We start from the raw sequence: 15,973 nt of genomic DNA, 5'->3' as shown, positions 1-15,973 counted from the left end.
CCCTGGACGCCGCCGTTGTGGGTGAGGACGGTGGCGCCGCAGCTCGGCGGCGGGAAGGGAGTCGGTGTCGAACCGTCCTGCACGAACACACCCAGGCCGTAGCCGTACGTCGGGTCCGGCGTGTCCATCTCGGCCAGCAGCGGGCCCGGCAGGAGCCTGCCGCCCCGCAGCGCGGCGAAGAACTCAGCATCCGCACCGTGATCCGCGGATCCAGCGTGAACTGGGGCAGGTAGTTCACCGCCGGCGCGTCCAGCCCGACCCTGCCCTCGGCCACGAGCTGCAACACCACGGTCGCGGTGATGGTCTTGGTGACACTGCCCACCCGAAACCGCCCGTTGGTCGGCGGCTTGGAGCTTCCGCCCAGCCTGCCCACCCCAGCGCTACCGACCCACTCGCCCCGCTCGTCGTTCACCCGCAACTGCATCCCGGTGAACCCGGAATCGACGAACGACTGCATGGCCTCCCGCAGCTCAGGCCGCTCCTGGCCGGCCACACCGGTCGCCACCCCGGGTACGGCCGCCCCGGCCAGCAGCGTGACCGCCAACGCCGTGACTCCCACGCGTCGAAAGAACCGCTTGCTGTTCTTGGTACCCATCGCTGAACTGATCATGGCAACCACGATCACCGACCACCCTGACGCCGAACGGCCACCGCACTGACACCACCCCTGACACGACGTCACCTACCGGTGGTCAGAAGAGGGTCGGAGGTTCCTCGTCACGCAGCTCTTCGACGGACAGCGGCGTGCCGCCGTCCCGGGTGACCAACCGCACGAACAGACGCGCGGCCACCAGCACGTCGTAGGTGGCGCGATGGGGTGACAGGTCGTCCGGCAAGCCCGCGGCCAAGCCGAACGCCTGGACCAGCGCGCCCAGCTTGTAGCTCGACTGACCGGGCAGAAGACGCTTGGCCAGCGTCAGCGTGTCCAGCACCCGCGGGCACCGCCACTCACCCAGGTGGCGTTGCAACACCCCGACGTCGACGTGCGCGTTGTGAGCGACCAACACGTCAACATCGAGCACCCGGCGAACCTCGTCCTCGATCTCCGCGAACGAAGGCGCACCGGCCACCCGCTCGTTGGTCAGGCCGTGGATGCGCCGGGCGATGGGCGTGATCGGCCGCGCGGGCCTGACCAGCCAACTCGACGGCGCGCCAACCACACCACCGACGATCGGCACAGCGGCGACCTCCACGAGGTCAGGCGGCTGCTGCCCGTTGCCCTCAACGTCCACGACGGCGTAACGCAGGCGAGTCCAGTCGGTCACCGCTAGATGGTGCACCACTCAACGCAACCGAGAGCGCACCGCAGAGCCTGCCGAGCACGCCCCAGCCACACAACGACGACCAACCCAGCAAGCAAGGCGACCACATCTCAGAGCAACCCAAGCCCAACGGGACCACGCTGAGTCAGACACCAACCGCACCGCGGGGCCTGCGGGGGTCGCCCCCGCAAAATTATTACGACCGACCCAGCGAGCTTGCGTCAGCAAGCGAGCAGGGTCGGCCAGAGGTCGTGGGCCGCCTGGGGCTCGAACCCAGAACCTACGGATTAAAAGTCCGCAGCTCTACCAATTGAGCTAACGGCCCGTGGGCTCATCGTAGCGAGGGGGGTTGTGCGCTACTGAAAGATCCCCTGTCCTGGGCCGAGCACGTGGTGTGGGTCGTAGCGGTGTTTGGTTGCGCGGAACGATCGCCACTGGTCGCCGTAGTGGGTTTGCCAGTCGGGTTGGGTCAGGGGGATGGCGCCTACCGGGTAGTGGGTGCCGCCGACCGCTACCGCGCGTTCGTACTGGGCTCGGTTCACCCGGATGAGGCGTTGGGCGTCTTCCGGGGTGGGGGTCGCCCGTAGGAGGGCCAGTAGGAACACCACCGGGCTGTCCGGCAGCCTCACGAACGGCTGACGGATCCGCGACCTCAGGACCGGGTACAGCAGCACGACCCCACCGGCATCCGCGGGGGTGGTCTCCGCCAGGAGGTTGGTGACGTACGCGTCGGTCGCCTCGTCGGGGAGGAACAGGTTGATCCACGGGCCGGGCAGGCACAGTGCCATCAGCTGCTGGACCACGTCCCAGATGCGGTTCAGCCAGTCGAAGTACGGCATCTCGGTGATCTGGACGCTCGACGGGGCCAGGCCGGACAGCAGCGCCGTGTCGTCAGGGGCGGCTGGTGGGGTGTGGTACGCGACACCTTCCAGCAGGAAGGGGGCACCTGGCGTGGCCTGGCCCTCCAGGTAGCTGAAGCGGCCGTCGCGCAGGGCGACGCGCTGTGCCGCGGTGAGTGATCGCAGGTCGGGGTAGGTCAGGTGGTACACCCGCGCGGTCGTGGGGGCCGGGATCAGGCGGACCGTGGCGCGGGTGATCACGGCGAACTGGCCAAGGCCGCCGAGCACGGCGTGGAACAGGTCCGGGCGGACGGCCGGGGAGCACCGCAGCAGTTCGCCGGTGCCCGTCACGACCTCCAGCGACAGGACGTTGTCGACCAGCAGTCCGTGGTGTGACGTGGCGCCGCCGATGCCGCCCACCGACAGGGTGCCGCCCACCGAGAGGCCGAGATAGTCCGTCGCCACCGGGGGTGTCTGGCCCGCTGCCAGGGTGGCCTTGATCAGGTCCAGCCAACGGACTCCGCTGTCCACGGTGGCGTGGCCGTTGCCGATCCGGTGGATGGTGGACAGGGTGCTGGAGTCGATCACGACGCCGCTGGCCTGTGCCTGCCCGTAGGTCGAGTGGCCCTGGCCGCGCATCGCGACGGTCAGGCCGTGGCGGTTGGCGAAACGCACGAGTTTCTGGATGTCCTGGGCGGAGCCCGGACGTAGGACGGCGATGGGAACGCGGTGCACGAGGTGGCCGTAGTCGTCGGCGGCCTCGGTGCGGGACTTCTCGTCGACGACGATTTCGCCGTCCAGGTTCGGTAATCGGACACCCGGTGTGGCGTCGGCGGCGGTCAGCCAGCCCATGTTGACGGGGTCGAACGCGACGACCGTGGCCGCGGCGCCGGCCAGCACTGCCCGGCGACTGATGTTCACCTTGTGCACGGGCGTGCACGATACCGAGTTGCCGGCGCATGTGGGTTGGCACTGCGCTCCGCAGCGCCAACCCACATCCGTACCCCCAGCGTTAGGACGCCTTATGTCACAAAAGTGTGGCAAGGCGCCCACACGGGGACCACGAAGAACGACACGCAGTTTCAGGTTCGGCGCGGACGGCGCGCACACAACAGCAGCGCGCCGGCCATCACGAGCAGAACGCCCAGTGCGGTCAGCTCGGCCACGTCGGCGCCCGTGTCGGCCAGCTTCGCCGGCCGCGGGGACGCTTGTGGTGTCGGAACAATCGTCGGTTTGTCCACAATGGACACCGGGAGCGCGTCCGGGTCGAGCTGTGTCGGGCCCGGCATCACGGCGAGCCGGTACTCGCGGACGAGGCCGGCCCGCACCTGCACCATGAACGCCGGGAACTCCGCCCAGCGCCACGGCCCGACCAGGCGCAACTCGTACTCTCCCGCGGGCAGGTCCGGGAAGTCGAAACGTCCGCTCGCGTCGCTGGTGGCTCGGCCCACGATCTCGCCGGAGGTCGGATTGACCATCAGGAGCTTGATTCCCGGCGCCAACTTTTCATCCAGTTGGAGTAGGCCAGCGACGGCACCTCTACCGCCCGGCACGACGGCCCGCGCCTGCGCGAACGCCCCCGGGCTCACGCCTGGCACCGTGAACTCGCACGCCAGGACCGCGAACCCGTAGTCCCACGACTTCGGGCCCACGATTCCGGTGACCTCCCACGTGCGAGTCTCCCCGGCCCGCACGGTCGCGCCAGGGTCACCCAGTTCGCCCCAGTCCTCGACAAGGAGGTTGTTCCCGCCGCCGTACTCGATGCCGATGCCGCCGCACTCCGCACGCAGCCCGGACAGGTCCGTCGCGCCGGTGTTGGTGAGCGTGACCCGCGCTCGCGCCACGTCGAGGGGCGCGTAGGTGGCCCGGTCCAACGTCAGGTTCGCGACGAGTTTCGTCATGTCGTGGTGCAGGGCACGCAGCGCGACCTCGTTCTCGCCGGCCCGCATCCTGATGCGCGTGCTCAGGTCGAGTTGCCAACCGTTTGGCAGGCCGGCCTTCACCCCGTACTCGCCGCCCGGAATTCCTCGCAGGCGCAGGACGCCCTCGGCGTCGGTTCGGCCCTCGAACGTCTCGTAGCGCAGACCACCGATCACCGTGACCAGCACACCGGTCAGCGTCTCACCCTCATCGACCGCGCCGTCGCGGTCGGCGTCGCCGTACACGGTGAGCGCGAGGTCCGCCTGCTCGGCGGTCACGAAGGCCGCCACCGTGTCGCGGTTGTTGGTCGGGTCGCTGTCCTGCTCCGCCGACCCGGTCTCGACCTGCTGGGTCATGCCCTCGCCGAGGTCGTTCGGATGCGTGATGATGGACAGTTCCTTCTGCTCGCCGGGCGCGAGCTTCACGCCGGGACCACCGTCGGCGAACTCGCCCCAGGCCGCCGCCGTGAATAACTCCGGGGTGCCCGTGGCCCGCAGGACCACTCCGGTCGCCGCGACCGTGCCCGAGTTGATCACCGTGACACGCAAGGTGACCAGTTCGGTTGGCAGGTAGGCAGGTTTGTCGAACTCCGCGATCACCGCCAGGTCGACGTACTCCTCCTCGGCCGCGGCAGGCGCGACGCCGGCGACGCTCAACATGGTGACGAGGACGGCGGTGAGCAGGCTCCTCATGCCGGCCGCCGCCTGACCAGCACCAGACCGGCGCCGACCAGCACGAGCAGGACGCCGAGCACGGTCAGGTCCACCACGTCGGCGCCCGTGTCCGCCAGGTTCGCGGGACGGACGGACGCCTGTGGTTTCGGCGCGATCGTCGGTGCGTCCACTGTGGACACAGGGGTCGTTGGCGGTGGTTCGTCCGGGTCGTGCCAGGTCGGCCCCGGTATCAGGACGACCGTGTAGTCGTGCGGCGTCATGGCCATGACCTGCACCGGGAACAGGCCCACGTCGCGCAGGCGCCATGGCCCGACCGGCCGCAGCTCGTACAGGTCGGCCGGCATCTCGGGGAACTGGAACCGGCCGGCGCCATCGCTTTCCGCGCGGGCGGCGACAGCGCCGGTGACCGTATTGATCATCAGGAGCGTGATGCCGGACAGCGTCGTACCGCTCTCGTCGACGAGCGTTCCGGCCATGGTGCCGAACCCGCCGGGCACGGCCGCGCGCACGTCCGCGACCGACGATCCGTTGTGCCACCCCACGGGCGCGAAGTAACAGCGCAGGCTGATGTACCCGTACTCCCACGCCCTGGGCGGAAGCGGCACCGTGAACTCCCACGTCCGGGTCTCACCAGCACGCACGACCACGCCAGGATTGCCCGCGATGGACGCCAGCTCGCCCCAGTCAAGACTGCTCAGCACGTTCTCCTTGATGCCTGGCTGGCCGCAGTTCGCGACCACGCCGACGATGTCGGTGGCGCCCGTGTTGGTGAGCGTGACCCGCTCCCGCACCATGTCGCCAGGAGCATAGGTGTCGCGGTCGAACACGATGGTCGGGACGAGCGCCGAGAGGTTGTTGTAGGTCGCCCGTATCACCGCCGCGTTGGTCCTGCCCCGGACCTTCACGTGCTCGTACGCGTTGGTGTACCAGCCATGCGGTGTGCTGATCTGGTGGGTGTACTCGCCGCCCGTGATGCCGGGGAAGTGGGCGACGCCGGCCGCGTCCGTGCGGGCCGAGAAGTTCTGCCAGCTAAGCCCACCGGCCAGTGCGACCATCACCCCGGACCTGGTCTCGCCGGCGTCGATCACCGCGTCGCGGTCCGCGTCGTAGTGCACGATGACGGTCAGGTCGGCCTGCTTCTCGGTGAGGAAGGCCTCGACCGTGTCGCGGTTGTCGGCGGGGTTGCGGTCCGCTTCTGCGGAGACCACCTCGAACCGCTGGGCCATGTCCTGCTCGCTGGTCTTCGCCGTGAGCGCGAACGTCATCGACCTGCCGGCATCGAGCTCGATCCCCGGGCCGGACTCCTCGAGGTCACCCCACGGTGCGAACACCACGTTGCCCTCGGACCGCACGACGACTCCGGTCGCCGGCGCCGTGCCCTGGTTGAGGATCGTGATGTCGAGGCGCATCGTGTCGACATCGGACGGGAGGTACGCCGGCGCGTCCAGGTTCGCGGTGACGAACAGGTCCACGTATCCCTCGTCCGCGGCCGCCGGCGCGGCACTCGCAATGGCCAGCACGACGATGAGCACGGCGGAGAGCACACGCGTCATGAGTTCTCCTCCGGTCTGCTGACGAGCCGCAACCCCGCACCGGCCAGCAACAACAGCGCGCCGAGCACGGTCAGTCCGACGACGTCGGCGCCCGTGTCGGCGAGGTTCGCCGGACGGGGCGAGGCCTGCGGCGCGGGCGCCGGCGGGGGTGCAGGCACGGACGTCTGCGCAGGAGGCGCGGATGCGGGCTCCTTGGGAGCGTCGAGGTCAGGCTGGTGCGGGCCGGGTATCACGCGGTGCTGACCGGCGGTCATGACAGCGCCGTCGTACACGCCAACGCGCCCGTCGGGATCGACCAGCCGCCACGGTCCGGCGACCCGGAGGTGATAGCTGTTGGCGGGCAGATCCGAGAACATGAAGCCGCCGCCCGCATCGGTGACAGCCCTGCCGACGACCGCGCCGTCATCGGCGACGAGGAACAATTTGACTGCCGGCACGCCCTCGCCCTCGTCGAAGAAGCCGTCGCCGTTGTGGTCGACGAACAAATTGCCGCCGGACGAGCCCCTCCCTCCCGGCACCTCGGCCCGCGTCATCGCCTTGGGCCCGTCGTAGTACCAGAACGCGGTGCTGAACCAGCAGGTGATCGTGATGAACCCGAACAGCCGGCCGCCGGGCGGCACCACGTCGGTGAAGTCGAACGTCCTGGTCTCGCCGGCCCGCACGGTCACGCCTGGCGCCCCGTCGTGCACGAGGTCGCCCCAACCGAGTCCACTGAGTTCGTTGGGCGCCGCGCCCTCCACGCATCGCGCCGTCACCCCGGCGAGGTCGGTCGTGCCGGTGTTGGTGAGCGTGACCTGTTCCCGGATCGTGTCGCCCACCGCGTAGACGGAGCGGTCGAACGTGATCGAGGCACGCAGTCCGGAGGAGTCGCGGACGGCGCGAACCACAGCCTCGCCGCCGCCGACCAGCGCCGAGACCCGTTTGGACTCGTCCGGTTGCCAACCGACCGGCAGGCCGAGTTCGAGTTGGTACCAGCCTTCCGGGACGTCCTCGACGAGGAACCGCCCGGCAGCGTCGGTGCGGGTCGAGATGTCGGTGGGCGGCACGCCGCCGGTTCCGGTGATCAGGACTCCGCTCATCACCTCGTCGGGGTCGACCTGCCGGTCGCCGTCGCGGTCACCGTAGAGCGTGCCGACGAGATCGGTGGTGCGTGTGGTGATCGTCGCCTCGGCGTCGGTCGTGTTGTTCGCGGTGTCGGTCTCGGGGCTCGTCGTGCTGACCGCGAACGACAAGCGCAGCACGTCGACCATCTCGGCCAGCTGGAACGTGGCCGGCAGCTCGGCACTCTCGCCGGGCTGGAGTGTCACCTCGCCCTGTCCGGCGCGGAACGGTTCCCAGAGCACCGGCGTGATGGTCGGGCCGAGCATCACGTTCTGGGTCCAGTTCATCGCGACCGCGGCGGCCGGGGCCGTGCCGTTGTTGGTGATCGTGACCGTCACCACGATGTCCTCGTAGGCGAGGTAGGCCGCCTTGTCCAGCACGACGGCCACGGTGAGGTCAGCGCCTTCCGCGGCGGCCGCGGCGGCCGGTGCCGCGCTCGCGAACGCCAGGACGGCACTGATCAACAGCGTGACAACTCTGGTCAAAGTTGGTCCCAATCAGACGTGTGAGGTTTGGCCGGCTCGCGCGTTTTCCCCAGTGCAGGCTGGATTTCGGTGGCACGGAGGGGCGCGATGAGTGGGGATGAGTCGAGTAGAGACAACTGGTCGGACATGTCGTTCGCCGCACTCGTGCAGCGGTGGCGGCACGCGGCGCACCTGACGCAGGAGGGCCTGGCCGAGCGGTCGGGGCTCAGCCCGCGCAGCATCCAGAACCTGGAGAGCGGCCGGGTCAGCAAGCCGCGCCGGGACTCGGTCCGCCTGCTCGCGGACGCGCTCGGGTTGGCCGGTTCCGCCCGCGCCGAGTTCGAGTACGCGGCGCGGCTCGGCACACCAACACCGATCACGGAGGCGGCGTCGCATCGGGGGATGCACGTCACGGTGGCGGACAACCTGCGCCAGCTCGTGGCCCGGGCCCAGCGGGACGGCTGGCAGCCCGTGGACCTGCGGGGACTTGCCACAACGGCCGACCCGGGTGAGGTGCTCGTCCGGCTGCTGACCGCTCTGGGGGTCGAGGGCGACGGCGCCAAAGAGGTGTCCGTGGCGGTCTGACCCCTCGCCGCGGGTGCGACCAGGGGGCGTGCCCGCGGCGAGGGATCACCAGTGGACGGACGCACCGGTGTCCGCGTTGGTGTTGTCGGCCCAGACGTAGTCCGTGGCGTTGGGGTCCCACCCGGTACTCGGCGCGCTACTGCGGAACCGGTTGCCCAGCACGTGAATGCTCGCCGAACCCGGGTCGGTCGGCGCGTCCACCTGGGTCAGCAGGCTGTTCTCGATGGTGACGCCGCGGATGGGGGCGTCAAGATCGTTCATCGTCACCCTGCCCATCACGCTGTGCCGCAACAGAACCGAGTTGGCACCGGACGGGATCAGCACGTCGGCCGTGTTCAGGAAGCTGTCGTAAAGCTCGGCACCGCTGGTGATCGTCACCCCGGACTCGAGCCGGCTGCGCCGGACGACCAGCCCGCTCGCACTCTGGGCCACCGAGGAGCCGCCGCTCAGCTCGCTGTTCTCGATGGTCAGGTTGGCCGCGTTCTGCCGGACAGCCGGCGCGCCGTACGAGGCCACGACCTGCACCCGCTTCAGCGTCACGTTCGGCGCGTCGACGATGACCGAGCCGTTCACGCGCAGGTCGGCGACCACTTGACCGGCCGTGGTGATCCGCAGGTCGCCCTGGTGGTCGGCAAGGCTCGCGGCGAGCGGGACACCGGTGTTGGCGGCGGTCGGGTCGCCGACCATGGCCGGCCAGGACGGCTCGTTCCCGCTGGGCCCTTCGGGGATGTCGGTACCGCCGGTGTCGTTGGGCCGATCGCCACCCGGGGTCTCGCCGTTGGAGTTGGGCTGGTCCGGCCCGGAGGACGGTGGCGGCGTGGTCGTCGTCCCCGAGTTGTTCTCGTCCCGCGACGTGGGCGGCGGGAGCGAGGTGGCCGTGTTGTTGTCCGGCCCGTCGATGATCATCGTCGGGTCGGCCGGCGGCGCGTCGCTGAGCAGCTGGGTGGTGACCACGACACCGGCGAGCCCGACGAGCACCGCGGCGGCAGCGGCCACGGCGACCGAACGCTTCGTCGGACGGTGCGGACGCAGCTCGCGGTCGGTGGGCAGCGTGATGACCTTGGCGCCGTTGCTCTGCGGTGGCTCGTCCAGCTCGGCCGCGTGCACGTCGGCGATGCGTTCCCGCCAGCGATCGAGGCTGTCCGGCGCCTCGATCTCCTCGAAGAGGGCGCGCAGCTCGTTCTCGTCTATGCGGCTCATCGCGGCTCCCCCAGGTGCCGCTGCAGCCGAGCCAGTGCCCGTTTGCACGCCATCGTCGCGGCGTGCTCCGAAACCCCGAGCACAGCCGCGACCTCCGCGTATGGCAGGCCGGCCGCGATCCGCAGACCGATGACCACACGGTCCTTGTCGGACAGGTGCACCATGGCGGCCAGCGCCCGTCGCACCTCGTCCCGTAACACGACCTCACCTTCCACGTTCGCCTTCGGGTCCGCCTCGGTCTCGCCGCCGAAGAACCTCGCGATCAGGGCCGACCTGCGCGTGTGTTTGCGCCGGTGATCGATGACCGCGTTACGGGCGATCCGCAACAGCCAGGCCAGCTCGGCCCCCGGCGTCAGGTCCGCCGTGGCGAAGGCGTGGAACGCGGCGGCGAACACGTCCGCCGCGAGGTCCTCCGCGTCGCCGCGGTTGCTCACCTGCGACAGGCAGTACCGGAAGACTCGAGCGGCGTGGTCGCGGTACACCTGCTCGAACGGTTGTGCCGGCGCCTCGGTGAGGTCAGTCGCCGTCATGTCGGTTTCCTGCCCACGCTCCGAGTCCGGTTCCGCCGTGTCATCAGGGAGAACGCGCGAGCTCACGGAATCTCACACCCGAATTTGCGAGCCAGGCCGCAACGGCACACCAGAATCTGTCCCCCCAGGCCAGCCCCTCGGACCGAGGCACACGAAGCTTGCAGAGAGTAACAAACACACTGAGCGAAATCGACGGTCAAAACGTTACGAACGGCCCTCGTTACGTCCTGGGACGAATCGGTTGGCGCCGCCGGGCTGCTTTTGCCAGGTTGGCGTCATGGGGACATTTGATCCGCGCCTCTTCGGGGCGCGCTGGGCGGACACCTACGACGAGTGGTCCGCGGACATCATGGACGACAAGGGCGCGGTGGACGCGCTGGCCGACCTCGCCGAGGGCGGGCCGGTCCTGGAGTTCGGGGTCGGCACGGGGCGGCTCGCGGTACCGCTGGCCGAACGCGGCGTCGAGATCGTCGGCGTCGACATCAGCCCGGAGATGCTGGCGAAGCTGAGGGAGAAGACGTCGGCGGTCACCATCGTCGAGGCGGACATGACGACGGTGTCGCTGGAGCGGGAGTTCTCGCTCGCCTTCATCGCGTTCAACTCGATCTTCGTGCTGACCACGCAGGAGGATCAGGTCACGCTGTTCCGCAACGCGGCGGCTCACCTGCGGCCGGGTGGCCGGTTCGTGCTGGAGACCGTCGTGGTCGATCCGCCGTCACCCGATCGGGGCAAAATGGCGGTCGTGCAGGTGGAGGAGGACCGCCTGATCCTGGCCGGCGGCCTGATCGACCGCGCGACCTCCCTGTACACGGGCACGTGGGTGGCGATGGAGCCGACCGGCACGAAGTTCTACCCGATCTCCGGCCGGCACGTCACCCACCACGAGATGGACCTGATGGCCCGCCTCGCCGGCCTGGAGCTGGAACACCGCTGGGCCGACTGGCACGGCGGCGCGTTCGGTCCGAAGTCCGAGCTACACGTGTCGATCTACCGCAAACCGCTCAGTCCATGACCGCGATGGCCTCGATCTCGACCAGGTGATCGGGGATGTGGAGCGCCGCCACGCCCAGCAGGGTGGCCGGCGGCACCGGGGTCACCCCCAACTTCGCGGTCGCCCGCTCGACCCCCGCCAGGAAGTCGGACAGCTTGTCGGGAGTCCAGTCGACGACGTAGACGGTCAGTCGCGCCACGTCCGCGAAGGAAGCACCGACGTCGGCCAGAGCCTTGCCGACGTTGAGATAGCACTGCTCGACCTGGGCGGCGAGATCCCCTTCGCCGACCGTGACCCCGTCGGCGTCCCATGAAACCTGCCCGGCGACGAACACCGTCCTCGTCCCTTCCGCGACCGCCACCTGCCGGTACGAGTCGATCGCCGGCAGCCCGCGCGGGTTCACCAGTGTGATGGCCATGTTTGTCCCCTTACTCTCTTGTGGTTACTCAGGAACCATAGGAGAGTGGGCGCTGACGTGGAAGAACGCACTTTTTAGTGACTGAGGAACCTCATGGTGACCAAGAGCTCGTCCGACCTGGCACGCGCCGACTCGCTGGCGCGGGAGATCTTCTCGGACGTCGCCAACAAGTGGGCACTCCTGATCATCGAGGCGCTGGGTGAACGCACCCTCCGCTTCGGCGAGCTGCGGGGCGAGGTCGAGGGCATCAGCCACAAGATGCTCACCCAGAACCTGCGCATGTTGGAACGCAACGGCCTGCTTCTGCGAGACGTGCACCCGACGGTGCCGCCGCGGGTCGAGTACACCCTCACCGCGGCGGGCCAGGGCCTGCGCAAGACGGTCGACGGCATGTGCGACTGGACGCAGCGCTACCTCGGCCACATCGAAGCGTCCCGCCGCCGCTTCGACGGCTGAACGCCGCGCCTGCCGGCGAAAGCAGCAGGTTCTAGGCTTGGCGAGGTGACCGCGATGACAAGCGAACCGCACTGGCTCGACGACGGCGAGATGCGGGCCTGGCGCGCGTACGTGATCGCCAGCGAATTGCTCCGCAAACAACTCAACCGAGAGTTGCAGGACCAACACGGGCTGGCACTCGCGGACTACGAGGTGCTGGTCAGACTGTCCGAGCGAGAGGGCGGCCGCATGCGCATGGCCCAACTCGCCGGCGAGGTAGCGTCGTCGAAGAGCCGTCTGTCCCACCAGATCGCCCGTATGGAAGCCACCGGCCTCGTCCAGCGAACCGAATGCGGCGACGACGCCCGCGGCGTGTTCGCCGAGATCACGGAAGCTGGCAGAGCCCGCCTCCGCGAAACCGCCCCGACGCATGTCACCGGCGTGCGGGCACACCTGATCAACCTGCTCAGCGACAGCGACCAGGCGGCGCTGGCACACATCTTCGAACGAGTACTGACCCACCTCTCCGACGGCGAATAGGGGCTATGCGCGCACCGGGGAGTGGCGCTTGTGCGAACGAAGTGCCTGTCGTCGCACGCTGGACACCCGACGACACGTGATGTACCGACCCGCCAACCCGACCCCCACCAGAGTCGGCAGCCGTGCCGACTGAGAGTCGTGGCCGGTCGACGTCGGCCAGCTGACAAGCAGGTCCCCGGCATCGACGCTGCCCTTCGTCATGCCAACGTCGCGCATGAGGTCAGGAACTCGCTGTAGCTCACTCTCGTCGATTCGAGTTTCGAGGTGCAGCTTCGTTCCCCGCAAAGCCACGTCTTTACGAATGCCGGCACTTTCCCAGACCTCGCGGGCGAGATCCTTCGAGTGCGCCCGCGCATATTCGGTCGCTCGCTTCATTCCCCGACGAAAAGCCGCCACCGTGTTCGGATGCTCTTCCTTGAACTTGACCTTGGCGCCGAACCCGGCGGTCGGAATACCGAACAACTTGCCGGCGCCTATATCAAAAGCTTCGACGGCCTCGTAGTCGATTGTCGCCATCGACAGGTACGGGTCCGTCAGGAAGGCGGCGTCGAGCGTCCCATCCTCGACCCGACGAACCATCTCGGAGAACTGAACGGAGACGATGTCGACATCGTCTGGATCGATGCCGACCTCCAGCAACCTGGCAGACAGCATTGCCGCCGACTGGCTTTCCTCGGCCGTCACGGCCACCTTCTTGCCAACAAGCTGCTGCGGCGACTTGATCCCGGAGACAGGGTTCGCCACGATCACGCAACTGTGTGGACGGGCCGAAGACGTGGGCGCGACAACCGCGACGTCGTCAATTTTCGGATCAAGAGCCGAAAACACAAACGGGACGTAGGTCGAGTACGCCACGTCGACGTCCCCGCGGTCCAACAACCTCAACGACTCGGGTCCACTGGTGACGATCTTGATGTCGTCGAAGCCGATATCCAGCCCTTCATCGCGAAAAAAGCCCATGCGTGCGCCCAACCGGACGATCAGGCTGTCAGTGACGCCCATCGCGGCCACCGTCAGCCACGACTTTTCGAGCAGTGGCTTCCATTGCAGTTGCGATGAAGTCAGAGCGGCAGCCACCACCGTCACCGTCAGTCCCAGTGCGAAGGTGCGACGAGGATGACGGCCAACCAGGCTTTCCGCTGGCGGGGACACCATGTCGGGATGGTCCCACAGCCGGGGTCGCCGCGACACTCGCCCATCACCCAACCTGTTGGGAACATGAGAAATTCGATCAGAGACACGACTTATCGACCCAGGCCAGGGCGTTTCAAGTACGTTCAGTAGCCAGCATCAACCCGTTTGGGTGAATACCTGTTGCAGCTATCACCCAAACGGGTGGCTCAGGTCTTTATGCCCACTGGATCATTAATATCATTAGCGTAGAAATATGCGGATGACCGCCCCGCATGGCAAGTCAGGGGCAGGGACTCGTTCGCGAGACGTCCGTAGCTCCACCGGCGAGGGACTCGACCGTCGAGGTGTCGACCAGCGCGTCCGTCAAGATCGTTCCCGATCGGAAGTCGACGTGCGAGAAGTCGGCATAACACAACGACGATGCCGCCAGGTTGACCTCCGCGAACTGCGTGCCGTCCAGGTTCGCGTAGTCGAAACGCGCGCCACGCAGGTCGGTCTCGACAAACGCGGCGTGACTGAGGTTGGCTTTGGCAAAATCCACGTCCCTCAGGTTCAACCCCGCGACGTCGACATTGGTCAAGCACGTGTACCGCAGGTCGATAATGCCGACACTCGCATCATTCAGTTCGCCGATGGCCTTCAACGCCGACGTCGCCAGCCGCGTAGTGTCAGGCGAACCACACGTCGGGTCCTTGCGAACGTCGGTGCGGAGCTGGAGGAAGACAGCGATCCGATCGATCGCCCTCTTCAGCGCATGATCGGGATAGTCCTCCGCGATCCGCTGGAAGTCATCGATACCGCTCAACTGATCCGAGATCGTGGGTGAGTCAAGCTTCTCCTGCGCATCACGTATCCTGCTGGCGGCTTGCTCCTGGGACTTCATCTCGACGTCAATGAAGTCGAAGTAGAAACCAGCCGCAAAGGTTATCGCGCTGCCCAACGCCGCAGCTGTCCCATACTCCTTGAACTTCACCCAGAACTTCTCAAGCCGACTTCGCTCATCCAGCACCCGCCGTTCGACCACAGGCTGGCGAAGACCCACACGGGGCGAACGCCGACCGGCGACACCCCGCGACGGACGAGGAGCAACCGGCCGACGAACGTCTGACATGGCGTCATTATCTCGTGCGTTCATTGAAGTGCCAGCCCCAACATCTCAATGCCCGGACCAGTGCTCCATGCCGGTATTCCGACCGCGTAGGAGACTGCGATCAATGAGCGAAGCCGGGCGTCGCGTGGGGTTGGGTCCACTCGATCACCAACTGTCTCCCATAGTGATCCGGCGCTGTCGCACGGCATGGCCGACCTCAGCCGGCGACCGCCGAGCACTGGTCAAGCAGCGCGGTGCCACGGGCGGAGACCTGGTGCAGTGCGGATCCCCGGTGCCGGATGGTGGTCACCAGGCCGGCGTTGCGCAGCACGGTGGCGTGCTGGCTGGCGCCGGCCAGCGAGATGCCGATCGTCCTGGCGAGGTCCGTGGTGGTGAGCCGGGCCCGGTCGGCGATGGCGCGGAGCACGGCCGTCCTGGTGTGGCCGAGCAACGCGGTCAGCGACCGGGTGCGGGCGTCGAGGTCCGTGCAGCAGCCGAGCGCCCAGTCGGGGTCCCGTTCGACCGGGTAGACCAGCACCGGTGTGTCGGACTGGTTCAGCAACGTGATCGGGTTGGACCAGCAGAAGAACGACGGCAGCAGGACGATCCCCCGGCCCTCCAGGTGCAGGTCCTGGTCGACCGGGTAGGCGACGTCCAGCACGGGGGCACGCCAGTTGACCGTCGGGTGCAGTGTCGCGAGCACGGACTCGAAGCCGGCCGCCACGGCGACGTCGGCCAGCTTGTCGCGGTCCGCGCGCACGTGGTGGCGGATGCTCACCCAGTGCGGTTGGAGGGCGGTCGCGTGGTAGTGCGTCAGCGCTTCCCGCAGGCGTCCCATGGGTTCTGGCTCGCCGGCCGCGATGCCGCGTGCCCAGGTCGGCAGGGCGATCTCGGCCGCGAGTTCCGCGATGTCGGCGTGGAGCCTCGCTTTCGGTGTGCTCATGAGCAGTTCGAGCCCGGTGTCGAAGTCGGGCACGTCGGCTGCCGGGGTCAGAAAGTCCGGCGAGTAGCCCTTCGGGCGGTAGAGCGTGCGAAGCAGCCCGCTCCACGGCGCCAGCCGGGCACGCAGTGACCGCCGCCACAGTCCGAAAACGTGCTCCCCCTGGCGGGTCTGCGCCATATGGAGGCTCAACAGGGCCTCCCACATGGGATGCGGCTCCGCCGCGATCCGGATCCGCAACAGATCCTCGGTCGAGAAATGAATGCGCAACACGGTGTCCCCCATCGCCTGTGCCCA

16 protein-coding genes and 1 tRNA gene are annotated in these 15,973 nt (G+C 68.1%); 4 read left to right on the top strand and 13 right to left on the bottom strand.

All coding sequences use genetic code 11. The features are described from left to right. From VF106_RS41305 to VF106_RS41275, 7 genes are all read right to left on the bottom strand, one after another. On the bottom strand, window positions 1-610 hold a 610-nt coding region (locus VF106_RS41305), incomplete at its 3' end, for a serine hydrolase domain-containing protein (protein ID WP_330845473.1). Window positions 611-692: 82 nt separating this feature from the next. Next, entirely contained in the window at window positions 693-1,265 is a 573-nt protein-coding gene (locus tag VF106_RS41300) for a 3'-5' exonuclease (protein ID WP_330845472.1), read from the bottom strand. Window positions 1,266-1,514: 249 nt separating this feature from the next. Then, window positions 1,515-1,587: transfer RNA gene (locus VF106_RS41295), tRNA-Lys, on the bottom strand. Between the two features lie 31 nt (window positions 1,588-1,618). Then, window positions 1,619-3,031 carry an FAD-binding protein gene (locus VF106_RS41290; RefSeq protein ID WP_330845471.1) on the bottom strand — a complete coding sequence of 471 codons (1,413 nt, stop codon included), beginning with the start codon at window positions 3,029-3,031 and terminating at the stop codon, window positions 1,619-1,621. A 152-nt stretch (window positions 3,032-3,183) separates the two neighbouring features. Next, complete coding sequence (locus tag VF106_RS41285) at window positions 3,184-4,713, bottom strand: hypothetical protein (protein ID WP_330845470.1); 1,530 nt, start codon at window positions 4,711-4,713, stop codon at window positions 3,184-3,186. Continuing rightward, window positions 4,710-6,248 (bottom strand): carboxypeptidase-like regulatory domain-containing protein, encoded by a 1,539-nt coding sequence (locus tag VF106_RS41280; RefSeq protein ID WP_330845469.1) that lies wholly within the window; start codon window positions 6,246-6,248, stop codon window positions 4,710-4,712. Before VF106_RS41280 ends, VF106_RS41285 begins: the two co-directional genes overlap by 4 nt. Then, window positions 6,245-7,834, bottom strand: a complete 1,590-nt coding sequence (locus VF106_RS41275) for an SdrD B-like domain-containing protein (RefSeq protein ID WP_330845468.1) — start codon at window positions 7,832-7,834, stop codon at window positions 6,245-6,247. Before VF106_RS41275 ends, VF106_RS41280 begins: the two co-directional genes overlap by 4 nt. Window positions 7,835-7,921: 87 nt before the next feature. Between VF106_RS41275 and VF106_RS41270 the strand changes: the two genes are divergently transcribed. Further along, window positions 7,922-8,398, top strand: a complete 477-nt coding sequence (locus VF106_RS41270) for a helix-turn-helix domain-containing protein (protein ID WP_330845467.1) — start codon at window positions 7,922-7,924, stop codon at window positions 8,396-8,398. 45 nt (window positions 8,399-8,443) lie between these two features. On the opposite strand, the gene VF106_RS41265 is transcribed toward VF106_RS41270, so the two are convergent. Together VF106_RS41265 and VF106_RS41260 are read right to left on the bottom strand one after the other, a co-directional pair. Beyond that, entirely contained in the window at window positions 8,444-9,598 is a 1,155-nt protein-coding gene (locus tag VF106_RS41265; RefSeq protein ID WP_330845466.1) for a hypothetical protein, read from the bottom strand. Beyond that, window positions 9,595-10,128 (bottom strand): RNA polymerase sigma factor, encoded by a 534-nt coding sequence (locus VF106_RS41260; protein WP_330845465.1) that lies wholly within the window; start codon window positions 10,126-10,128, stop codon window positions 9,595-9,597. Before VF106_RS41260 ends, VF106_RS41265 begins: the two co-directional genes overlap by 4 nt. A 277-nt stretch (window positions 10,129-10,405) precedes the next feature. Here VF106_RS41260 and VF106_RS41255 point away from each other — a divergent pair, with 277 nt between their 5' ends. Next, the gene (locus VF106_RS41255) at window positions 10,406-11,140 is read left to right on the top strand and encodes a class I SAM-dependent DNA methyltransferase (RefSeq protein WP_330845464.1); all 735 of its coding nucleotides are present in this window, start codon (window positions 10,406-10,408) and stop codon (window positions 11,138-11,140) included. On the opposite strand, the gene VF106_RS41250 is transcribed toward VF106_RS41255, so the two are convergent. Continuing rightward, window positions 11,130-11,537: a RidA family protein gene (locus VF106_RS41250; protein ID WP_330845463.1), complete on the bottom strand. Its 408-nt coding sequence runs from the start codon at window positions 11,535-11,537 to the stop codon at window positions 11,130-11,132. The two genes, VF106_RS41255 and VF106_RS41250, sit on opposite strands and share 11 nt — an antisense overlap. 93 nt (window positions 11,538-11,630) lie before the next feature. On the opposite strand from VF106_RS41250, the gene VF106_RS41245 reads away from it, so the two are divergent. Both VF106_RS41245 and VF106_RS41240 read left to right on the top strand, forming a co-directional pair. Next, window positions 11,631-11,993 carry a winged helix-turn-helix transcriptional regulator gene (locus VF106_RS41245; protein ID WP_330845462.1) on the top strand — a complete coding sequence of 121 codons (363 nt, stop codon included), beginning with the start codon at window positions 11,631-11,633 and terminating at the stop codon, window positions 11,991-11,993. Window positions 11,994-12,047: 54 nt separating this feature from the next. After that, complete coding sequence (locus VF106_RS41240) at window positions 12,048-12,512, top strand: MarR family winged helix-turn-helix transcriptional regulator (protein ID WP_330845461.1); 465 nt, start codon at window positions 12,048-12,050, stop codon at window positions 12,510-12,512. 3 nt (window positions 12,513-12,515) lie between these two features. Here the strand turns inward: VF106_RS41240 and VF106_RS41235 are convergent, their stop codons facing one another. From VF106_RS41235 to VF106_RS41225, 3 genes are all read right to left on the bottom strand, one after another. Next, entirely contained in the window at window positions 12,516-13,667 is a 1,152-nt protein-coding gene (locus tag VF106_RS41235; RefSeq protein ID WP_330845460.1) for an ABC transporter substrate-binding protein, read from the bottom strand. Between the two features lie 259 nt (window positions 13,668-13,926). Next, window positions 13,927-14,619 carry a pentapeptide repeat-containing protein gene (locus VF106_RS41230; protein ID WP_330845459.1) on the bottom strand — a complete coding sequence of 231 codons (693 nt, stop codon included), beginning with the start codon at window positions 14,617-14,619 and terminating at the stop codon, window positions 13,927-13,929. Between the two features lie 334 nt (window positions 14,620-14,953). Continuing rightward, the gene (locus tag VF106_RS41225) at window positions 14,954-15,961 is read right to left on the bottom strand and encodes an ArsR/SmtB family transcription factor (protein ID WP_330845458.1); all 1,008 of its coding nucleotides are present in this window, start codon (window positions 15,959-15,961) and stop codon (window positions 14,954-14,956) included. Window positions 15,962-15,973: the final 12 nt, after the last annotated feature.

It is taken from the genome of Actinophytocola sp., assembly GCF_036378875.1.
In the GTDB taxonomy this organism is placed as follows: domain Bacteria; phylum Actinomycetota; class Actinomycetes; order Mycobacteriales; family Pseudonocardiaceae; genus Actinophytocola.
The sequence above is the reverse complement of the archived record's forward strand: the minus strand, read 5'-3'. Positions and strand labels throughout refer to the sequence as shown.